This window comes from Ferruginibacter sp. SUN106 (assembly GCF_050611765.1).
In the GTDB taxonomy this organism is placed as follows: Bacteria; Bacteroidota; Bacteroidia; order Chitinophagales; family Chitinophagaceae; genus Ferruginibacter.
Genome location: NZ_JBODJC010000006.1, coordinates 180,942 through 196,386 on the forward strand (window position 1 = coordinate 180,942; position 15,445 = coordinate 196,386).

Below are 15,445 nucleotides of genomic sequence, written 5' to 3' on the forward strand. Positions count from 1 at the left end.
AAATTATAAATGCTATGTTAAGTTATAATGATATTTTATGACGGCAAAATTCAGGTTGTTTTCATACGCTCAATAATACCAGTAGTAGAAAAACCTTCAAGGATAGGGGCTATAATTACTTCGCCACCATTGGCAATGACTTCTTTTGCCCCTACAATTGTTTCAATCGTATAGTCGCCACCTTTAACCAACACATCAGGTAGTATCGCAGTAATTAAATTATAAGGGGTGTCTTCTTCAAAAATCACTACCGCATCCGTCATCACCAGCGATGCTAAAAGCAATGCCCTGGAATTTTCATTATTTACCGGGCGGCTTTCACCTTTTAATCTTTTTACAGATGCATCAGCATTTACACCCACAATTAAAACATTGCCGTTTGCGGCAGCATCACTTAAAGAAGCTATATGCCCTTCATGTAAAATATCAAATACACCGTTAGTGAATACAATTTTTTTATTCAGCAGCCGCCAACGTTTTAGTTGTTGCAATAAAGCGGGCAGGGTGAAAATTTTATTGGGTATTGACTGTACTGATTTCATTTTTCGTTTTATTTAAATAAGGCAGCACTGCTAAACATATAAATCCAACAACCAGTATTATGATAAATTGTGCCGACCATTGTAACCAACCGTTAGCACTGCCAAAAGCTTCTTCTACATTATATAATAGCATGGCTTTCATTAATAATTCGGGATAGGAGCCAATGCCCCCGGGAGTGATCATTGTGGCAACGGTACCAAAAACTAAGACAGGAAATGTAGATAGAACGGGCAGGTGGCTGGTTTGTTCGATAGCAAAAAAACCTACGTATGTGCCGGCCAGGTAGCAACTCCAGATAAAAACACTGTGAAAAATAAAGGCCCATTTGTTTTTAAGCCGCTTTACGCTAAGCAAGCCGTCAATAACACCATGGTAAATATTCTTCAGCTGCTGTACAAATTTTATGTGCAGGTACTTTGTAAAAATAAACCTGGTTATAAAGAATATAGCAACCAACGATACCAGTATAATCGAAACTTTAAGTATGGCAGTACTGGTATCCTGCGACAAAAAATATTCATTAATAAAATCTTTTGCATAGGTACCCACAATATGGGCTTGCGTTAAAAGAGAAATGATAATGACGATAAAAAAAGAAAGAACATCAACGGCTCTTTCTACCAGTATGGTGCCTACTAATTTATCGGTAGGTACTTTTTCGTATTTAGCCAGTATGGTACATTTTAATACTTCTCCCAGGCGGGGAAATGCAAAATTGGCCAGGTAGCCTACCATTACTGCACAAAAAGTATTACTCAATTTGGGGTTGTAGCCCATTGATTTCATCAGTATTTTCCATCTTATAGCCCTGCTGATATGGCTGGCAGATAAAATAAAAAATACGGGGATCAAAAGATAATAATTGGCGGTTTTTAAAGCCGTGATAAACTTCTGGTAGTTTTCATCACTCATTTTATGAAGGCTCCACCAAACTAAAAAAATACCTAACCCTAAAAAAAATGCGTATTTAAGTATTGAAATTAACCGTTTTTGCATACCGGCTCAAATTACGAATAGATTATTTAATACAATTGAAATATAAAATGATAATGATTATTTTTTTATGGTATAAGCATGTTATCTATCAGCCTTACTTCGTTTAAATATGCAGCAGCCAGTGTAACCAATGGAGTTTTACCATCCCAGTTTTGTACGAGTGCCAAAGTATCGGCAGTTGCAATTTCAACATAGTCTACTTTAAAACCTTCTGCAGTTAAATATTGTACAGCCCTGTCTTTTAAGTCTTCTATATAACCGGGCCTGATTTCTTTTTTTATAAACTGTAATGTCTCGGATATTTTAACGGCCTGATTTCTTTCCACATTATTTAAGCGCATATTCCGGCTGCTCATGGCAAGCCCATCAGGCTCTCTTAAAGTAGCACCAATAACAACAGTTATTTTCAGGTTCTCCAGTTCAATCAGTTTTTTTATTACCATGCACTGCTGGTAATCTTTTTGGCCCAGGAATAATTGATCCGGTTGCACGGCATGTAATAGCCGGTGCACTACCTGGCAAACACCCTGGAAATGCCCGGGGCGGTATTTGCCTTCCAAAACAGTTTCTAAATAACCCAATTGATAATGAGGCAGGTTGGCTACACCGTCAGGGTACATCTCTTTAACCGATGGCAGGAATAATACTTCACAACCATTTTTTTCTAAAAGGTCGATGTCCTTTTCCAGCGTTACCGGGTACTTCTCAAAATCTTTGGCATCGTTAAACTGGGTGGGGTTTACAAAAATGCTGCTCACTACAAGCTGTCCCAGTTGTTTTGAATTATTTATTAATGATATATGGCCATTGTGAAGCGCTCCCATAGTGGGCACAAAGCCAATAATCCGGCCTTTTTTTTTCTGTTCTGCAATAAAAGCGCCCAGTTCGGCAATTTTCTTAAATAGTATCATTTTAGTGATTATTAGGCTTCAAGGGCTTGTGCAATCTCAATTTCCCAAATAAAATTCGTACTTTTGCACTCCTTTAGAAAATTAAACGAGCAACTAACTTAGCGCAAAATGTCAACAAAGAAAAGAATTTTATTTATTGCCAATGAAATGTCGCCTTATCTGGAGCTTACGGATTTTGCAGAGATTGTGAATAAGCTGGCTGTAAAGTCGAATGACAGTGGTATGGAAGTAAGGTGTATCATGCCTCGTTTTGGTACTATTAATGAAAGGAGGCACAGGTTGCATGAAGTGGTTCGTTTATCGGGTATCAATGTTTCTATTGATAATGATGATTACCCTTTGATGATCAAAGTGGCTTCTTTGCCCAACGCCAGGTTGCAGATTTATTTCCTGGATAATGAAGATTATTTTAAGCGCAAATCGGTATTTACTGATGAAAAAGATAAATGGTTTGAGGATAATGGATTAAGGACGGTACTATTTTGTAAAGGAGCATTGGAAACGGTGAAAAAATTCGGCTGGCCTCCAGACATTATTCACTGCAGCGGATGGATGACCGGTTTAATTCCCATGTTCATTAAGAATGCCTACAAAAAAGAACCTGTATTTGGTAATTGCAAAGTAGTGTATACGATTGGTGAAAATACATTTAAAGATAAACTGGGTGCCGACTTTTTAAAGCTGGCTACCATTAACGATTATGTTACCAAAAAAGAACTGGAGCCTTTTAAAGATGCAAATAATGCAGCCATGTTTAAAGGAGGTGCAACTTTTGCAGATGCGGTAACTTTTGGTACGGATAAAGCGGATAAAAAACTGGTAGAAGAATTTTCAAAAGTAAAGGGAAAGAAGATTGTGAAGTATAATGCTGAAAGTGATTTAACAGACTATTTGCAATTATATGCCGACCTTGCCAAATAGAAAAAACCAACACATTTTATTAAATTTTTTTTTGTGCAAAAACGTATTCTGTCGATAGCAAGTACTGCTTGTTTGTTTCTTATATTTATTAACTGGAGCTGTAGTAAGTTGGATACCACTGATATTGGCAGTGATCTTTTGCCTGCGGTGGATAATGTTAATACTTTTGATACTCTTCTTACCATTAACACCACACAAGGTATTTTTGACCAGGATTCCACTATAGTGAATTATTCTGACGATCATGTGTTGGGTAAAATTCCTAATGACCCTTTATTTGGTGCAACCACCGCAAACATTTATACACAATTCAAGCCTGGTTTTTATCCGTTTTATTATGGCAATGCCAAGGATACAATAGTAGGATTTGATTCTGTTGTACTTTGTTTGAGTTATAAAGGGTTTTGGGGAGATAGTACTGTTCCGCTTCAGTTGCAGGCAAATGCTATTCAGAATATTTTTCACAATAACGGGTTATGGGATTCTATCAGCCAATCAAGAAATATTAATTATGCACCAAATGTAGCTGGCGTGTTGGGCAATGCCACCATTGATGTGAGAAAATTGGGTAACTATGTAAAATATGCTAATGGAAAGGATTCGGTAAAAAATCAGATCCGTATCAAATTTACACCTTCTGTGGCCAGCCAGTTTTTTGCGCTCGACACCAACGTATTAACTAATAATTTTTTCAGGTCTGATTCTCTTTTCAGGCTTTTTAATAATGGTTTTGCTGTAACAGTAAATGGTAGTGGAAACGGGTTGCTTTATACAAATTTTACCGATAGTTCCTCTAAACTGGAAGTACATTTCAGGAGAAAAAATGGTGGGGTTGTAGATACCACATACACTGCTTTGCAATTGATCAGTAGTGGAGATACCCGTTCTGTTACTGCCAATAATGTTATCCGCAATCGTTCGGGGCATCCTGTATTAACGCCAGCACCCAGTGAAATTTATTTGCAAACAAGTCCGGGTACTTATGCAAATCTTGATATTCCTGCTTTAGCAACTATTTCCAACAGGATAATTCACAGGGCAGAAATTATAGTAGAGCAGATACCGGATCCATCCAGCGTAATTTATACGCCAACTAATTTCTTGTATATAGATTTAAAAGATACAGGAACCACAAAATGGAAACCTATCTATTTTGACCTGAACCCAAATGTTAGTTACGACCCGGATTTTAAATTGAATACTTTTTTCCCTTCAGCCGGAGTTGACTTTTTATACCATGGCGGATATGCAAAGGATAAGACTGACCAGTTTGGTAATACCATTAAGGCTTATAATTTTAATATAACAAGATACGTACAACAGATAGTTACAAAACATACAACTAATTATCAGCTGAGATTATATGCACCCTATATGGCTGAATATCCTCAATATGCCTCTCCATTTGATGATGCCAGGCGAAGCGGAAGTAACCGTTTAGCTTTTGGCAGGGTTAAAGTAGGAGGTGGTAATAATGCGAATTATAAATTGCGCCTGAGGTTGGTGTATTCAAAAATTTAAAATAACTTATTAAGATAGGTGTATAAGTCTCCCTAAACTTCAGGGAGACTTTGTTCTTTAACTACAGCACCCTTATCTTTGCAATCTTAAAAAAAACAATATGCCGTATTTATTTACATCAGAGTCTGTTAGTGAAGGACATCCTGATAAAGTTGCTGACCAGATCAGCGATGCATTAATTGATAATTTCCTTGCTTTTGATGCCAATAGTAAAGTAGCCTGCGAAACTTTGGTTACTACAGGCCAGGTGGTATTAGCAGGTGAAGTAAAAAGTAAAGCTTATTTAGATGTGCAGGAAATTGCACGTGGTGTTATCCGCAAGATCGGGTATACCAAGAGTGAATATATGTTTGAAGCAAGCAGTTGCGGTGTATTATCAGCCATTCACGAACAGAGTGCTGATATTAATCAGGGTGTTGATAAGAAAAAGAAAGAAGAACAGGGTGCCGGCGACCAAGGGATGATGTTTGGTTATGCAACTAATGAAACAGAACATTATATGCCAATGGCGTTGGATCTGGCTCATAATTTATTGATTGAATTAGCAGCTATCCGCAGGGAAAAGAATTCTAAAATGCCTTACCTGCGTCCGGATGCAAAAAGCCAGGTTACATTAGAGTATGATGATAATAACCAACCGGTACGTATTGATGCTATTGTAATTTCTACACAGCATGACGATTTTGACAGCGAACCAAAAATGCTGGCAAAAATTAAAGCTGATGTGATCAATATCTTAATACCAAGGATGAAAACCAGGTATAAGAAATACGCTAAACTTTTCAATGGCGATATTAAATACCACATTAACCCTACAGGTAAATTTGTAATTGGTGGCCCTCACGGTGATACCGGTTTAACAGGCCGTAAAATTATTGTAGATACTTACGGTGGTAAAGGTGCTCATGGTGGTGGTGCATTCAGTGGTAAAGATCCTTCTAAAGTAGATCGTTCTGCAGCTTATGCTACAAGGCATATTGCTAAAAACTTAGTAGCGGCAGGTTTATGCAGCGAAGTATTGGTACAGGTATCTTACGCTATTGGTGTGGCAAAACCAACCAGTATCAACGTAAATACTTACGGTACTGCAAAAGTGGGCATGACTGATGGCGAAATAGGCAAGATAGTAGAAGGCGTTTTTGATATGCGTCCTTACTTTATTGAACAAAGATTGAAATTGCGTAACCCGATCTATAGCGAAACTGCAGCTTATGGCCATATGGGCCGTGTACCGCAGATCGTAGAAAAAACATTTACTTCTCCTGATGGTAAAAAAGTAACTAAAAAAGTAGAATTGTTTACCTGGGAGAAACTGGATTATGTAACAAAAGTGAAGAAAGCTTTCGGTTTATAATTCCTGAATTTTTTATAAATGAAATGAGAACCATCCCGTCCATTTTGGCGGGATGGTTTTTTATTGCCGCAATAAAGATTAATTTTGAACTGTGAGAAATTTTAAACATCAACATCAGCGCCCCAAAAAAAGCAGCCTTGTAATTGGCCGTAAAGCCGTTATTGAAGCTATGCAAACCGGCAAACAACTGGAACGTATTTACATGCAAACCACGGTGCATGGCGAAGTGATTGATGAAATAAAAAAACTAGCCGATGAACACCTGGTACCCATTAATAAAGTACCGGTGGAAAAGCTGAACAACTTTAATGTGAGCAATCATGAAGGGTGTATAGCGCTGATCTCAAAAATACAATACCAGGATCTGCAGTCTGTAATTTCTTTTATTGTTGATAAAGGTGAAACACCCTTGTTTTTAATTTTAGATGGCATTACTGACATCAGGAATATTGGCGGTATTGCCAGAAGTGCTTTTTGCTTTGGCGTAAATGCCATCATCATCCCTGATAAAGGAGTGGGGGCATTAAACGAAGATGCGATTACCACATCCGCCGGTGCATTGGAGCAGATTGCAGTATGCCGTGTTAATAGTTTAATGAAAGCAGTTGATGACCTGCACCTCAATGGTATTAAAGTATATGCCAGTGAAATGACTGCAGAAAAAAATATCAGCGATCTTGATTTTGTAGCACCTGCGGCAATTGTAATGGGCAGCGAAGACAAAGGGATTTACCCAGCCTTAATGAAGATCTGCGACGAACAATTTAAAATACCTATGGCAGGAGATTTTGAAAGTTTAAATGTGTCCGTTGCCACAGGCATCATACTATATGAAGCCATGAAGCAACGGGGATAAGTAAAGGCTGCCAGTTTAAAGCGTCATTTTACTGAGGCTGGCAGCTGCAATAAGTGCCACTATTACCGCAGCAGAGCCAATACCCAAAGCCCAGCCAACCACGTGATGCCTTCTTGTTTTTTGTTTGTCTTTTTCCAACACTTCTATCGTATTTATTTTTGCAATTGCAATTTCGGCCAGGCCGGCTGCAAAAGTATTACCCGTTGAAAGGTATAAGTGTACTTCTTTTAAAATTACAGCTCCGTTATACTCATCGCCACCCATCTGGTATTTTAATTTTTTAGGATTGCTGCTACCCGGATATAGTGTATGCATCTCAGGTAGGGCAACCAACGAACATTGTATTTTATTCTTATTGTCAGGCAATGAAATATTTTCCATTGCAAAAACCGAACTGTCGCTATGCAAAATAAAATACCTGTTTTTCATTTCCAGGGTATGGATGCAATCAGCTGCAGCAGTACTTTTTACAGTTAGCACTTTGTAGTACCCACTGCAGGAAAATAAAACAATGCTGAGCATAAACAGGCCGATGATCCTTTTCATAATTAAAGTTTTAAGTTGTAGTGAAAAACAACTGAGCAATTTGTAAAAACCGGTATTGAAAAAGAGGGCAGTAATCACTTGTTTCCGGGGAAGAGATATATTGAAGGTAAGTACATTTATTCAGCAATACCGGAAATTATAATTAAGCCCTCAAAATGCCTGCAGGCAGGTATTTGAGGGCTTGATGGTATTTGTTGCCACGGGGATAATTCAGTAGTAAAAAGATGGGGGTATAGTTTTGTAACCAATCTCTTTTATATCAGCATCATGCAGAACAATACAAGCAGGTAGAATCTTCTTTTATTTTTTTCTCTCAGGTACATGTTTTTAATTTTCGTTTGTTGATGATTTTTGATTGGCGGCTACTTCCAGTTTAGCCAGATTCTTTTGCTGTTTGCGTTTGGCTTTGTCCAGTTCCAGGTAATTTCTGCTGCGGATATTGATATTGCCTTTTTTATCCAGCGCCACAGTATTTACACTCAGCATTTGTTCAGTGCTGTTATTATATTTTTTCCAGTTGCCCAGGTAATTCCAAACCGGCATCCAAACTGATTGTTTATATTTTTTGCCCCAGGGATAACCGGCAAAGGCAAAGTTGTCGCCAAATATTCCCGGCTTATTCATTACCCAACTTTCACTTGCATAAATAGTACTGTTGCTGAATATTTTTCCAATACCCATCATGAGCGAATCGCCATTCATTCTTCCCGCAGGGGCATGTTCATTACCGGGAAAGGTAAATGTGGCGCCACCATAGCAACTGCCAATACCAATATTGGTATTTTGATCGCAATACACTTTCAACTGTTGCAGGCAGGTAGTAGCCGTACTGTCATTAATATTTTTATAACTGAATTCGTTGCTGCCAATATGAAAAGAAGAGTAGCCTTGTTTGTAAAGGCCGTGGCTGTCGAACCATAATGAACCGATCATCCCATGATGCCTGTTTAATATCCTGGCTATTTTTTGAGTAGCTTCTGTATCTGAACCAGCAATAATGAAATGGAATTTTTTATGGAATACATCATGAAAAAATGCCTGCGCTTTTACGGTTAGTGAGGAAAAATGAAACCCTTTATCTTTTCCGGTAACATAAAAATTATGTCTTTCGTTTTGCGCTGCGGCAAAAAGCGAGATGAGAAGTGTTGCTGAGAGGAATAATTTTTTCATGATGCTGCTGTTTAATTACCTGGTAAAACTAGCAGCGGTTGCTGCGGAAATATAATTGATTAAGCAGGTGTTGAAATCAACAGTGTGGTTTTTTACCAGCCGGTGCACATAAGTGTGGCCGCAAAACGAGATTGCAGAAAAATATGATTTATTCTGCCTTGCAGCTGCATTTTATGATAAACAAAATTTTATAATTACGGAAAATCCGTAAATTTAATTTGTATGACAGAGCCTAACCTGCAAAAAGAGTTATTTGCCTATATAAAGGAAGGATTGCCTGCACATATCTCATTAGTAGATACGCTGGCTGAATTACTTGATATCAGCTATGATAGCGTTTACCGGCGCCTCCGTGGCGAAAAACCTATTACGCTGGATGAATTAAAATTGCTTTGCGAAAAATTCAATTTATCACTCGACCAGGTATTGCAATTGCGGAGCAATAAAATTTTATTTACCGACCCTGAAGCTGATAATGATGTAAAAGATTTTAAAGAATATCTTGGTGGATTGCTGCAGGTATTTGAACAATTTAAGCAGGCCAAACAAAAGGAAATGTTGTACCTGAGCAAGGATGTACCTTTCTTTCATTTTTTTTATTTTAAAGAGCTTGCCGCTTTTAAGGCATTCTTTTGGGATAAGAGCATTTTAAATAATCCGGTATACGATGGCAAAACCTTCAGTATAAAAAACTACGACGTGTCAGAATCATTTGCCATGGGGCAAAAAATTCTGCAGGGGTATAATGAGATGCCTTCATCTGAATTATGGAATTACGAAAGTATCAACAGTACCATTTTGCAAATAGAATATTATCGTGATGCAGGTATTTTTGATACTAAAGAAGATCTTGCTTTGGTTGTGGATAGTTGTGATGCCATGCTGCAACATTTACAAAAGCAGGCAGAAAAAGGTATTAAGTTTTTACCTGGCGCAGGAGAGGCTGGTTACAAAGCCAGTTTAAAATTATATATCAACGAAATTATTTTAGGTAATAACAGCATTATGGTGGAGTTAGACGGGCATCGCATTTCTTTCATTAATTATATTGTGCTGAAGTACATCAGTACAATGGATAAAAAGTTTACTGAAAAAACATTTGATAATTTTAATAATCTCGTTAGCCGTTCGGTAATGATAAGTGGTACAGGAGAAAAAGAAAGGGTTAAATTTTTTAAAACACTAAGAGACAGGGTACAGGCATGCAAAAAATAGATAAGAAAATTAAGTTAATAGAATGCCCCCGCGACGCTATGCAGGGCTGGCTGCATTTTATACCCACAGAAAAAAAGATTGAATATATCAATGCATTGCTGAAAGTGGGTTTTGATACGATTGACTTCGGAAGTTTTGTATCGCCAAAAGCAATTCCGCAAATGGCAGATACCGGTAAAGTAATTGGTAATTTGGAATTGGGAGGTAGTACATCAAAACTGCTGGCTATTATAGCTAATGAAAGAGGTGCAACAGATGCAGTGGTGTACGATGAAATAACTTACCTGGGTTTTCCATTTTCAGTTTCAGAAACATTTCAAAAAAGAAATACCAATTCAACTATTGCTGAATCATTAGCAAGAGTGGAAGAGATACAAAACCTGTGCGTTAAAAATAAAAAAGAATTGGTAGTATATATTTCTATGGGTTTTGGTAATCCTTACGGAGATGAGTATAATGAAGCCATTGTTTTTGATTGGGTGGATAAACTGGTGGCGATGGATATAAAGATAATTTCACTGGCTGATACTGTAGGACTGGCAACAGCAGCGCAGGTGAGCAGCGTAACAAAATATTTAGTAGACTCATTACCGGATATTGAAATTGGTGTGCACCTCCATTCAACAGCATTACACTGGAAAGAAAAAGTGGATGCGGCACTGGCAGCAGGCTGTATACGTTTTGACGGCGCTTTAAAAGGCATTGGCGGTTGCCCCATGGCAGATGATGAACTGGTGGGCAACATGGATACAGAACTGATGATACCTTACTTTGAACGGTTGAACTTACTCTTAGGATTAAATACGGAGGCATTAGAAAAATGCAGCAGGATGGCGGCTGAAATTTTTATTTAGCCACAAATGTCGCTAATGATCACGAATAAAAAACATTAGTGTAAATTCGTGCAATTAGTGGCAACCATGAATTTTCATTTAGAATTTTCTCCAAAACAGTTATTACAAAAAATAAACCATCAGCATAAATTGTTGCTGGTGGGCAGTTGCTTTACCGAAAATATCGGTGATAAATTAGTTGCACACAAATTTTCAGTGTTGCAAAACCCCAATGGTATTTTATTTAATCCCGTGAGTGTAAAGGAAGCACTGGAAAATTATATTGTAAATAAAATAATTAAGGAAGAAGATTTGTTTTATTTAAATGAGGCTTACCATAGCTGGCAGCACCACAGCCGTTTTTCGGGCATTACCAAAGAAGAAGCGGTGAATAAAATAAATGCTTCAACCAATGTGGCACACAGCTATTTAAAAAAAACGGATTTTGTAGTAATTACTTTGGGCTCAGCATGGGTATATGAATTATCGGAAAAAGCGGCTAATGCAAAACAAGGAGCCGTTGCAGCCAATAATCATAAAGCACCGGCAGATTGGTTCAACAGAAGATTGCTAAGTAATGCTGAAGTAACTGAATTGCTAAATGAAATGATTAAGCAATTACAAAACTTTAACCCTTCAATAAAGGTAATTTTCACCATCAGCCCGGTGAGACATTTAAGAGAAGGTTTTGTAGAAAATAACCGCAGCAAAGCGGCTTTAATCAATGCCGTTCATCTTGTAACAGAAACATTTGCTGATGTCTTTTATTTTCCTGCTTACGAATTAGTGATTGACGATCTACGGGACTATCGTTTTTTTGCAGAAGATATGGTGCATCCGAATTATGCTGCTACTAATTATGTGTGGGAGAAATTTGTTGCATGCTGTATTGATGAAACTACGCAGGAGTTAATGATAGCCATCAATGAGATCAATGCCGCAATCAGCCATAAACCATTTAACTCAACATCCGAAGCACACAAAAAATTTCAGCAAACTAACCTCACTAAAATAAAAAATTTACAAAACAAACATCCCTATTTAAGTTTTGCAAAAGAAGAGGAATACTTCAATCCAAAACAAATCTAAAATCGCAAATCATAAATCCGAAATCCTAATGTATTCTGTCTCCTCTCACTTCCGCACTCTCCATTAATTCCTTCTCATATTTTAACCACTCACTCCATCGCTTCCGCACTTTTGGCTTAGGTAAATACAGTTCTGATAAATTGATGAATAAAGTATAATGGCCGGCTTCACTCTCCATAAATTTTCTGTAAAAATTACGCATGTATTCATCATCTAATCCTTCACTCAATCGTTTAAAACGTTCGCAACTCCGGGCTTCAATTAATGCCATTGTTAAAAGGCGGTCTAAAAAACGATCTTCCACACTGCCATCTTTTTTCTGAAATTCAAGCAATTTATTTACATAAACATCTTTGCGTTGTTTGCCCAATTGTAAATTTCTTTTCTTCAGTTCCGCCAATACCATTCTGAAATGTCCCCATTCCTCTGTAACAATTGGCGATAGTTCCTCCACTAATTCAGTTCTGTCGGGATAACGCTGTATTAAAGATATGCAGGTAGTGGCTGCTTTCTGTTCGCAATAAGCATGGTCGGTTAGTATCTCTTCCAGTTCTATTTCTGCCAGGTTTACCCAGCGGGGATCGGTAGGTAATTTTAAGCCCAGGATATTTTTTACATCGATGGTTTCTTCTTTCATAATACAAAAATAAAAAACTGCCTTGTTAAAAGGCAGTTTTTATTTTTTTGCTATACAAAAGGAGTACGGATAAGAGTCCCCGTTTTTAAGATGTTATTGCTGTCTGTATTTGTGGTATAGTTGCCACATTCCGGGAGCTCTTACTGAAACTGAAAGCGGCAGACAGCATATTGTGATAGGTTTAGCGATTACTTATTAGCTGATGTAAAATTGCTACATCTTTTAAACCCGTACAATACCCTTTTAGTTGTATTTTTTACAACAAACTATTATTGCACTACCTGTTTGCAGTATTTTTCATGGATAAATTATTTTCGTTAAATTACACTACAATAAAAATACTTTATGAGGATTGCTTTCTCCATTATTACTGCAGCTATTACTGTAGTATTAATAACTATATTGAATACCACAATGCTTTTGCAGGCACCATTAGGTAAATTATTAAGTCCGCAACATGGTATTTGGCAAAATGCCGAAAAAACAAACGAAGATTTTACGGCTGATCTTAAATTTCCACAATTAAATGGTAAAGTAAATGTTTACCTGGATGATCGTTTGGTACCGCACATTTTTGCAGAGCAGGAAAACGACGCCTATTTTGTACAAGGTTACCTGCATGCAAAATTCCGTTTGTGGCAAATGGAGCTCCAGACTTTTGCCGCAGGGGGAAGAGCCAGTGAAATACTGGGTGAAAAAGGGTTGAATCATGATCGTGAATTCAGGAGACTGGGAATGGTATATGCTGCTGAAATAGCACAAAAAGAAATGGAAAAAGACCCGGTGATTAAAGCTGAATGTGATGCTTACACTGCAGGTATCAATTCCTACATCAGTTCGTTAACAGAAAGTACATTGCCAATAGAATATAAAATAATTGGTTATCAGCCCGAGCCATGGACAAATTTGAAAACATCTTTGTTTTTAAAATACATGTGTTACGAGCTGGCCGCAACTGAAAATGATATGGAGATGACCAATGCAAAAAGTTTTTTTAATCAAGCTGATTTTGCAAAACTGTATCCTGCAATACAGGACTCTCTGGATCCCATTATTCCTAAAGGGACAGTCTTACCAACACAAAAAATATTCCCCAAAGCACCGGTTGCAGCAGATTCAGCTTATTTAAATACTTCGGTTGCAGCAAATGAAACAGAAAAACCAGACAGGGAAAATGGCAGTAATAACTGGGCGGTCAGCGGTAAAAAAACTCAAAGTGGTGCGCCGATTTTATGTAACGATCCGCATTTAGGATTAAACCTTCCTTCGCTTTGGTACGAAATACAGATTTCAACACCGCAGTTTAATGCTTATGGTGTTTCTTTTCCCGGTTCTCCCGGAGTGATCATTGGATTTAATGACAGCTGTGCTTTTGGTGTTACCAATGGGGGAAGAGATGTAAGAGATTATTATGAAATACAGTTTAAAGATGATAGCCGCAAAGAATATCTATTTAATGGTACTTATCATGCCACAACATTCAGAGTAGATACAATTAAAATAAAAGGCAAACCTGATTTTATTGATTCAGTAGCGTATGTACAGTTGGGTAATGACTGGTGCCCGGTTATGTTTGATAAATCTTATGGCGGCGTTAGAATTGATAACCATAAATATTACGCCGTGCGTTGGAAAGCACATGATGCCAGCAATGAACTGAAATATTTTAATTTAATTGACCGTGCAAAAAATTATGCCGATTATGAAGAGGCAGTGGTTAATTTTCATGCACCCGGACAAAACTGTGCTTTTGCCAGCAAGGGCGGAGATATTGCAATTCGTACACAGGGCGATTGGCCGGCCAAGTGGAAAGGCCAGGGCGATTTTATAATGCCGGGTACAGATAGTAGCTATTTATGGCAGGGCATGATTCCGCAGGATGAAGTGCCTTATCAATACAACCCGGAAAGGGGCTTTATCAGCAGTGCCAATCAAAAACCGGTTGATGATAAGACTTATCCTTATTACCTTGGAAAAAGTTACCCGATGTATCGTGGTATTGAAATTAATAAGCGGCTTACTGCAATGAGCAATATAACACCGCAGGATATGATGGCTTTGCAAACTGATAATCATAATACAGTAGCAGCAATGGTAATGCCTTTGTTTTTAAAGTCAATAAAAGAGAATGAATTAAACAGTGATGAAAAAAAGTATTTTACATTGTTACAAAACTGGAATATAAGGAACGATGTCGGTTCAAAAGGTGCAACAGTTTTTGAAGAACTATGGGATAATTTTAAAGATACTGTATATGAAGACGAATATGCAAAAGCGCCTAAAAATACATTGCTACCTGTGGAAAGCACTTTACTGGAAGGAATACTAAAAGATTCTGCTTACAAATTTTTAGATAATATTACCACACCACAAACAGAAACACTTGCAGATGAAGTAACAGCAGCATTTAAAAAAACTGCGGTGCAATTAAAGCAATCAGAGCTTGAAGGTAAACTGGAATGGGAAAAACATAAAGGAACGCACCTTACTCACCTTGCCAGGATACTGGTACCATTTAACAGGATGAACTTACCAATTGGCGGCGGCACACATTGTATTAATGCAGCAAAGCCGGAACACGGGCCCAGCTGGCGTATGGTAATAAGCCTGACACAAAAAACAGAAGCTTATGGTGTGTATCCCGGTGGGCAAAGTGGCAATCCCGGCAGTAAATACTATGATAATTTTGTTGATCAATGGGCCAACGGAAAATATTATACACTGTGGATGATGACAAAAGGTGAGGAGAAGGACAACCGTGTAAAAGCAGTAATGAGTTTTAGTAAAAGCTGATGTGGCTTAAATAGTTCTTCCTGATTAACCAATAAACCAATTAACAAATTAATTTACCTG

The 15,445-nt window shown here is 37.7% G+C and carries 14 protein-coding genes; 8 read left to right on the forward strand and 6 right to left on the reverse strand.

All coding sequences use genetic code 11. The features are described 5' to 3' along the window. Positions 1–50: 50 nt before the first annotated feature. From rfaE2 to panC, 3 genes are all read right to left on the reverse strand, one after another. Positions 51–542: a D-glycero-beta-D-manno-heptose 1-phosphate adenylyltransferase gene (rfaE2, locus tag ACQ334_RS23095; RefSeq protein WP_430990651.1), complete on the reverse strand. Its 492-nt coding sequence runs from the start codon at positions 540–542 to the stop codon at positions 51–53. Beyond that, entirely contained in the window at positions 514–1,539 is a 1,026-nt protein-coding gene (locus ACQ334_RS23100; RefSeq protein ID WP_430990652.1) for a lysylphosphatidylglycerol synthase transmembrane domain-containing protein, read from the reverse strand. The genes rfaE2 and ACQ334_RS23100 overlap by 29 nt, the downstream gene beginning before the upstream one ends. A 65-nt stretch (positions 1,540–1,604) precedes the next feature. Continuing rightward, positions 1,605–2,450 (reverse strand): pantoate--beta-alanine ligase, encoded by an 846-nt coding sequence (panC, locus tag ACQ334_RS23105; RefSeq protein WP_430990653.1) that lies wholly within the window; start codon positions 2,448–2,450, stop codon positions 1,605–1,607. 108 nt (positions 2,451–2,558) lie between these two features. Between panC and ACQ334_RS23110 the strand changes: the two genes are divergently transcribed. The 4 genes from ACQ334_RS23110 (at position 2,559) to rlmB (ending at position 7,102) form a co-directional block, all read left to right on the forward strand. Then, on the forward strand, positions 2,559–3,371 hold the full coding sequence (locus tag ACQ334_RS23110; protein WP_430990654.1) for a glycogen/starch synthase: 813 nt from the start codon (positions 2,559–2,561) through the stop codon (positions 3,369–3,371). A 33-nt stretch (positions 3,372–3,404) separates the two neighbouring features. Further along, on the forward strand, positions 3,405–4,892 hold the full coding sequence (locus ACQ334_RS23115) for a DUF4270 family protein (protein ID WP_430990655.1): 1,488 nt from the start codon (positions 3,405–3,407) through the stop codon (positions 4,890–4,892). 100 nt (positions 4,893–4,992) lie between these two features. Continuing rightward, positions 4,993–6,246 carry a methionine adenosyltransferase gene (gene metK, locus ACQ334_RS23120; RefSeq protein ID WP_430990656.1) on the forward strand — a complete coding sequence of 418 codons (1,254 nt, stop codon included), beginning with the start codon at positions 4,993–4,995 and terminating at the stop codon, positions 6,244–6,246. Between the two features lie 91 nt (positions 6,247–6,337). Next, positions 6,338–7,102, forward strand: coding sequence for a 23S rRNA (guanosine(2251)-2'-O)-methyltransferase RlmB (gene rlmB / locus ACQ334_RS23125; protein WP_430990657.1), 765 nt, complete (start codon positions 6,338–6,340; stop codon positions 7,100–7,102). Between the two features lie 15 nt (positions 7,103–7,117). Here rlmB and ACQ334_RS23130 read toward each other — a convergent pair whose 3' ends face one another. Next, positions 7,118–7,648, reverse strand: a complete 531-nt coding sequence (locus ACQ334_RS23130; protein ID WP_430990658.1) for a hypothetical protein — start codon at positions 7,646–7,648, stop codon at positions 7,118–7,120. A gap of 327 nt (positions 7,649–7,975) precedes the next feature. Then, positions 7,976–8,818, reverse strand: coding sequence for a hypothetical protein (locus ACQ334_RS23135; protein WP_430990659.1), 843 nt, complete (start codon positions 8,816–8,818; stop codon positions 7,976–7,978). A gap of 222 nt (positions 8,819–9,040) precedes the next feature. Between ACQ334_RS23135 and ACQ334_RS23140 the strand changes: the two genes are divergently transcribed. The 3 genes from ACQ334_RS23140 to ACQ334_RS23150 all read left to right on the forward strand — a co-directional run bounded on the left by ACQ334_RS23140 (position 9,041) and on the right by ACQ334_RS23150 (position 11,955). Beyond that, positions 9,041–10,033 (forward strand): helix-turn-helix domain-containing protein, encoded by a 993-nt coding sequence (locus ACQ334_RS23140; RefSeq protein WP_430990660.1) that lies wholly within the window; start codon positions 9,041–9,043, stop codon positions 10,031–10,033. Further along, positions 10,021–10,887, forward strand: coding sequence for a hydroxymethylglutaryl-CoA lyase (locus ACQ334_RS23145; RefSeq protein ID WP_430990661.1), 867 nt, complete (start codon positions 10,021–10,023; stop codon positions 10,885–10,887). Before ACQ334_RS23140 ends, ACQ334_RS23145 begins: the two co-directional genes overlap by 13 nt. Before the next feature lie 66 nt (positions 10,888–10,953). Beyond that, positions 10,954–11,955, forward strand: coding sequence for a GSCFA domain-containing protein (locus tag ACQ334_RS23150; RefSeq protein WP_430990662.1), 1,002 nt, complete (start codon positions 10,954–10,956; stop codon positions 11,953–11,955). A gap of 25 nt (positions 11,956–11,980) precedes the next feature. Here ACQ334_RS23150 and ACQ334_RS23155 read toward each other — a convergent pair whose 3' ends face one another. Then, on the reverse strand, positions 11,981–12,592 hold the full coding sequence (locus ACQ334_RS23155; RefSeq protein WP_430990663.1) for a tRNA-(ms[2]io[6]A)-hydroxylase: 612 nt from the start codon (positions 12,590–12,592) through the stop codon (positions 11,981–11,983). A gap of 345 nt (positions 12,593–12,937) precedes the next feature. On the opposite strand from ACQ334_RS23155, the gene ACQ334_RS23160 reads away from it, so the two are divergent. Beyond that, positions 12,938–15,385, forward strand: coding sequence for a penicillin acylase family protein (locus tag ACQ334_RS23160; protein WP_430990664.1), 2,448 nt, complete (start codon positions 12,938–12,940; stop codon positions 15,383–15,385). Positions 15,386–15,445: the final 60 nt, after the last annotated feature.

What these genes read in the sequence shown, in the direction of transcription:
- ACQ334_RS23145 (WP_430990661.1), top strand. Translation starts at nt 10,021, where the DNA reads ATGCAAAAAATAGATAAGAAAATTAAGTTAATAGAATGCCCCCGCGAC.
- ACQ334_RS23150 (WP_430990662.1), top strand. Translation starts at nt 10,954, where the DNA reads ATGAATTTTCATTTAGAATTTTCTCCAAAACAGTTATTACAAAAAATA.
- ACQ334_RS23100 (WP_430990652.1), bottom strand. Translation starts at nt 1,539, where the DNA reads ATGCAAAAACGGTTAATTTCAATACTTAAATACGCATTTTTTTTAGGG.
- panC (WP_430990653.1), bottom strand. Translation starts at nt 2,450, where the DNA reads ATGATACTATTTAAGAAAATTGCCGAACTGGGCGCTTTTATTGCAGAA.
- ACQ334_RS23160 (WP_430990664.1), top strand. Translation starts at nt 12,938, where the DNA reads ATGAGGATTGCTTTCTCCATTATTACTGCAGCTATTACTGTAGTATTA.
- ACQ334_RS23135 (WP_430990659.1), bottom strand. Translation starts at nt 8,818, where the DNA reads ATGAAAAAATTATTCCTCTCAGCAACACTTCTCATCTCGCTTTTTGCC.
- rfaE2 (WP_430990651.1), bottom strand. Translation starts at nt 542, where the DNA reads ATGAAATCAGTACAGTCAATACCCAATAAAATTTTCACCCTGCCCGCT.
- ACQ334_RS23140 (WP_430990660.1), top strand. Translation starts at nt 9,041, where the DNA reads ATGACAGAGCCTAACCTGCAAAAAGAGTTATTTGCCTATATAAAGGAA.
- ACQ334_RS23155 (WP_430990663.1), bottom strand. Translation starts at nt 12,592, where the DNA reads ATGAAAGAAGAAACCATCGATGTAAAAAATATCCTGGGCTTAAAATTA.
- ACQ334_RS23110 (WP_430990654.1), top strand. Translation starts at nt 2,559, where the DNA reads ATGTCAACAAAGAAAAGAATTTTATTTATTGCCAATGAAATGTCGCCT.
- ACQ334_RS23130 (WP_430990658.1), bottom strand. Translation starts at nt 7,648, where the DNA reads ATGAAAAGGATCATCGGCCTGTTTATGCTCAGCATTGTTTTATTTTCC.
- metK (WP_430990656.1), top strand. Translation starts at nt 4,993, where the DNA reads ATGCCGTATTTATTTACATCAGAGTCTGTTAGTGAAGGACATCCTGAT.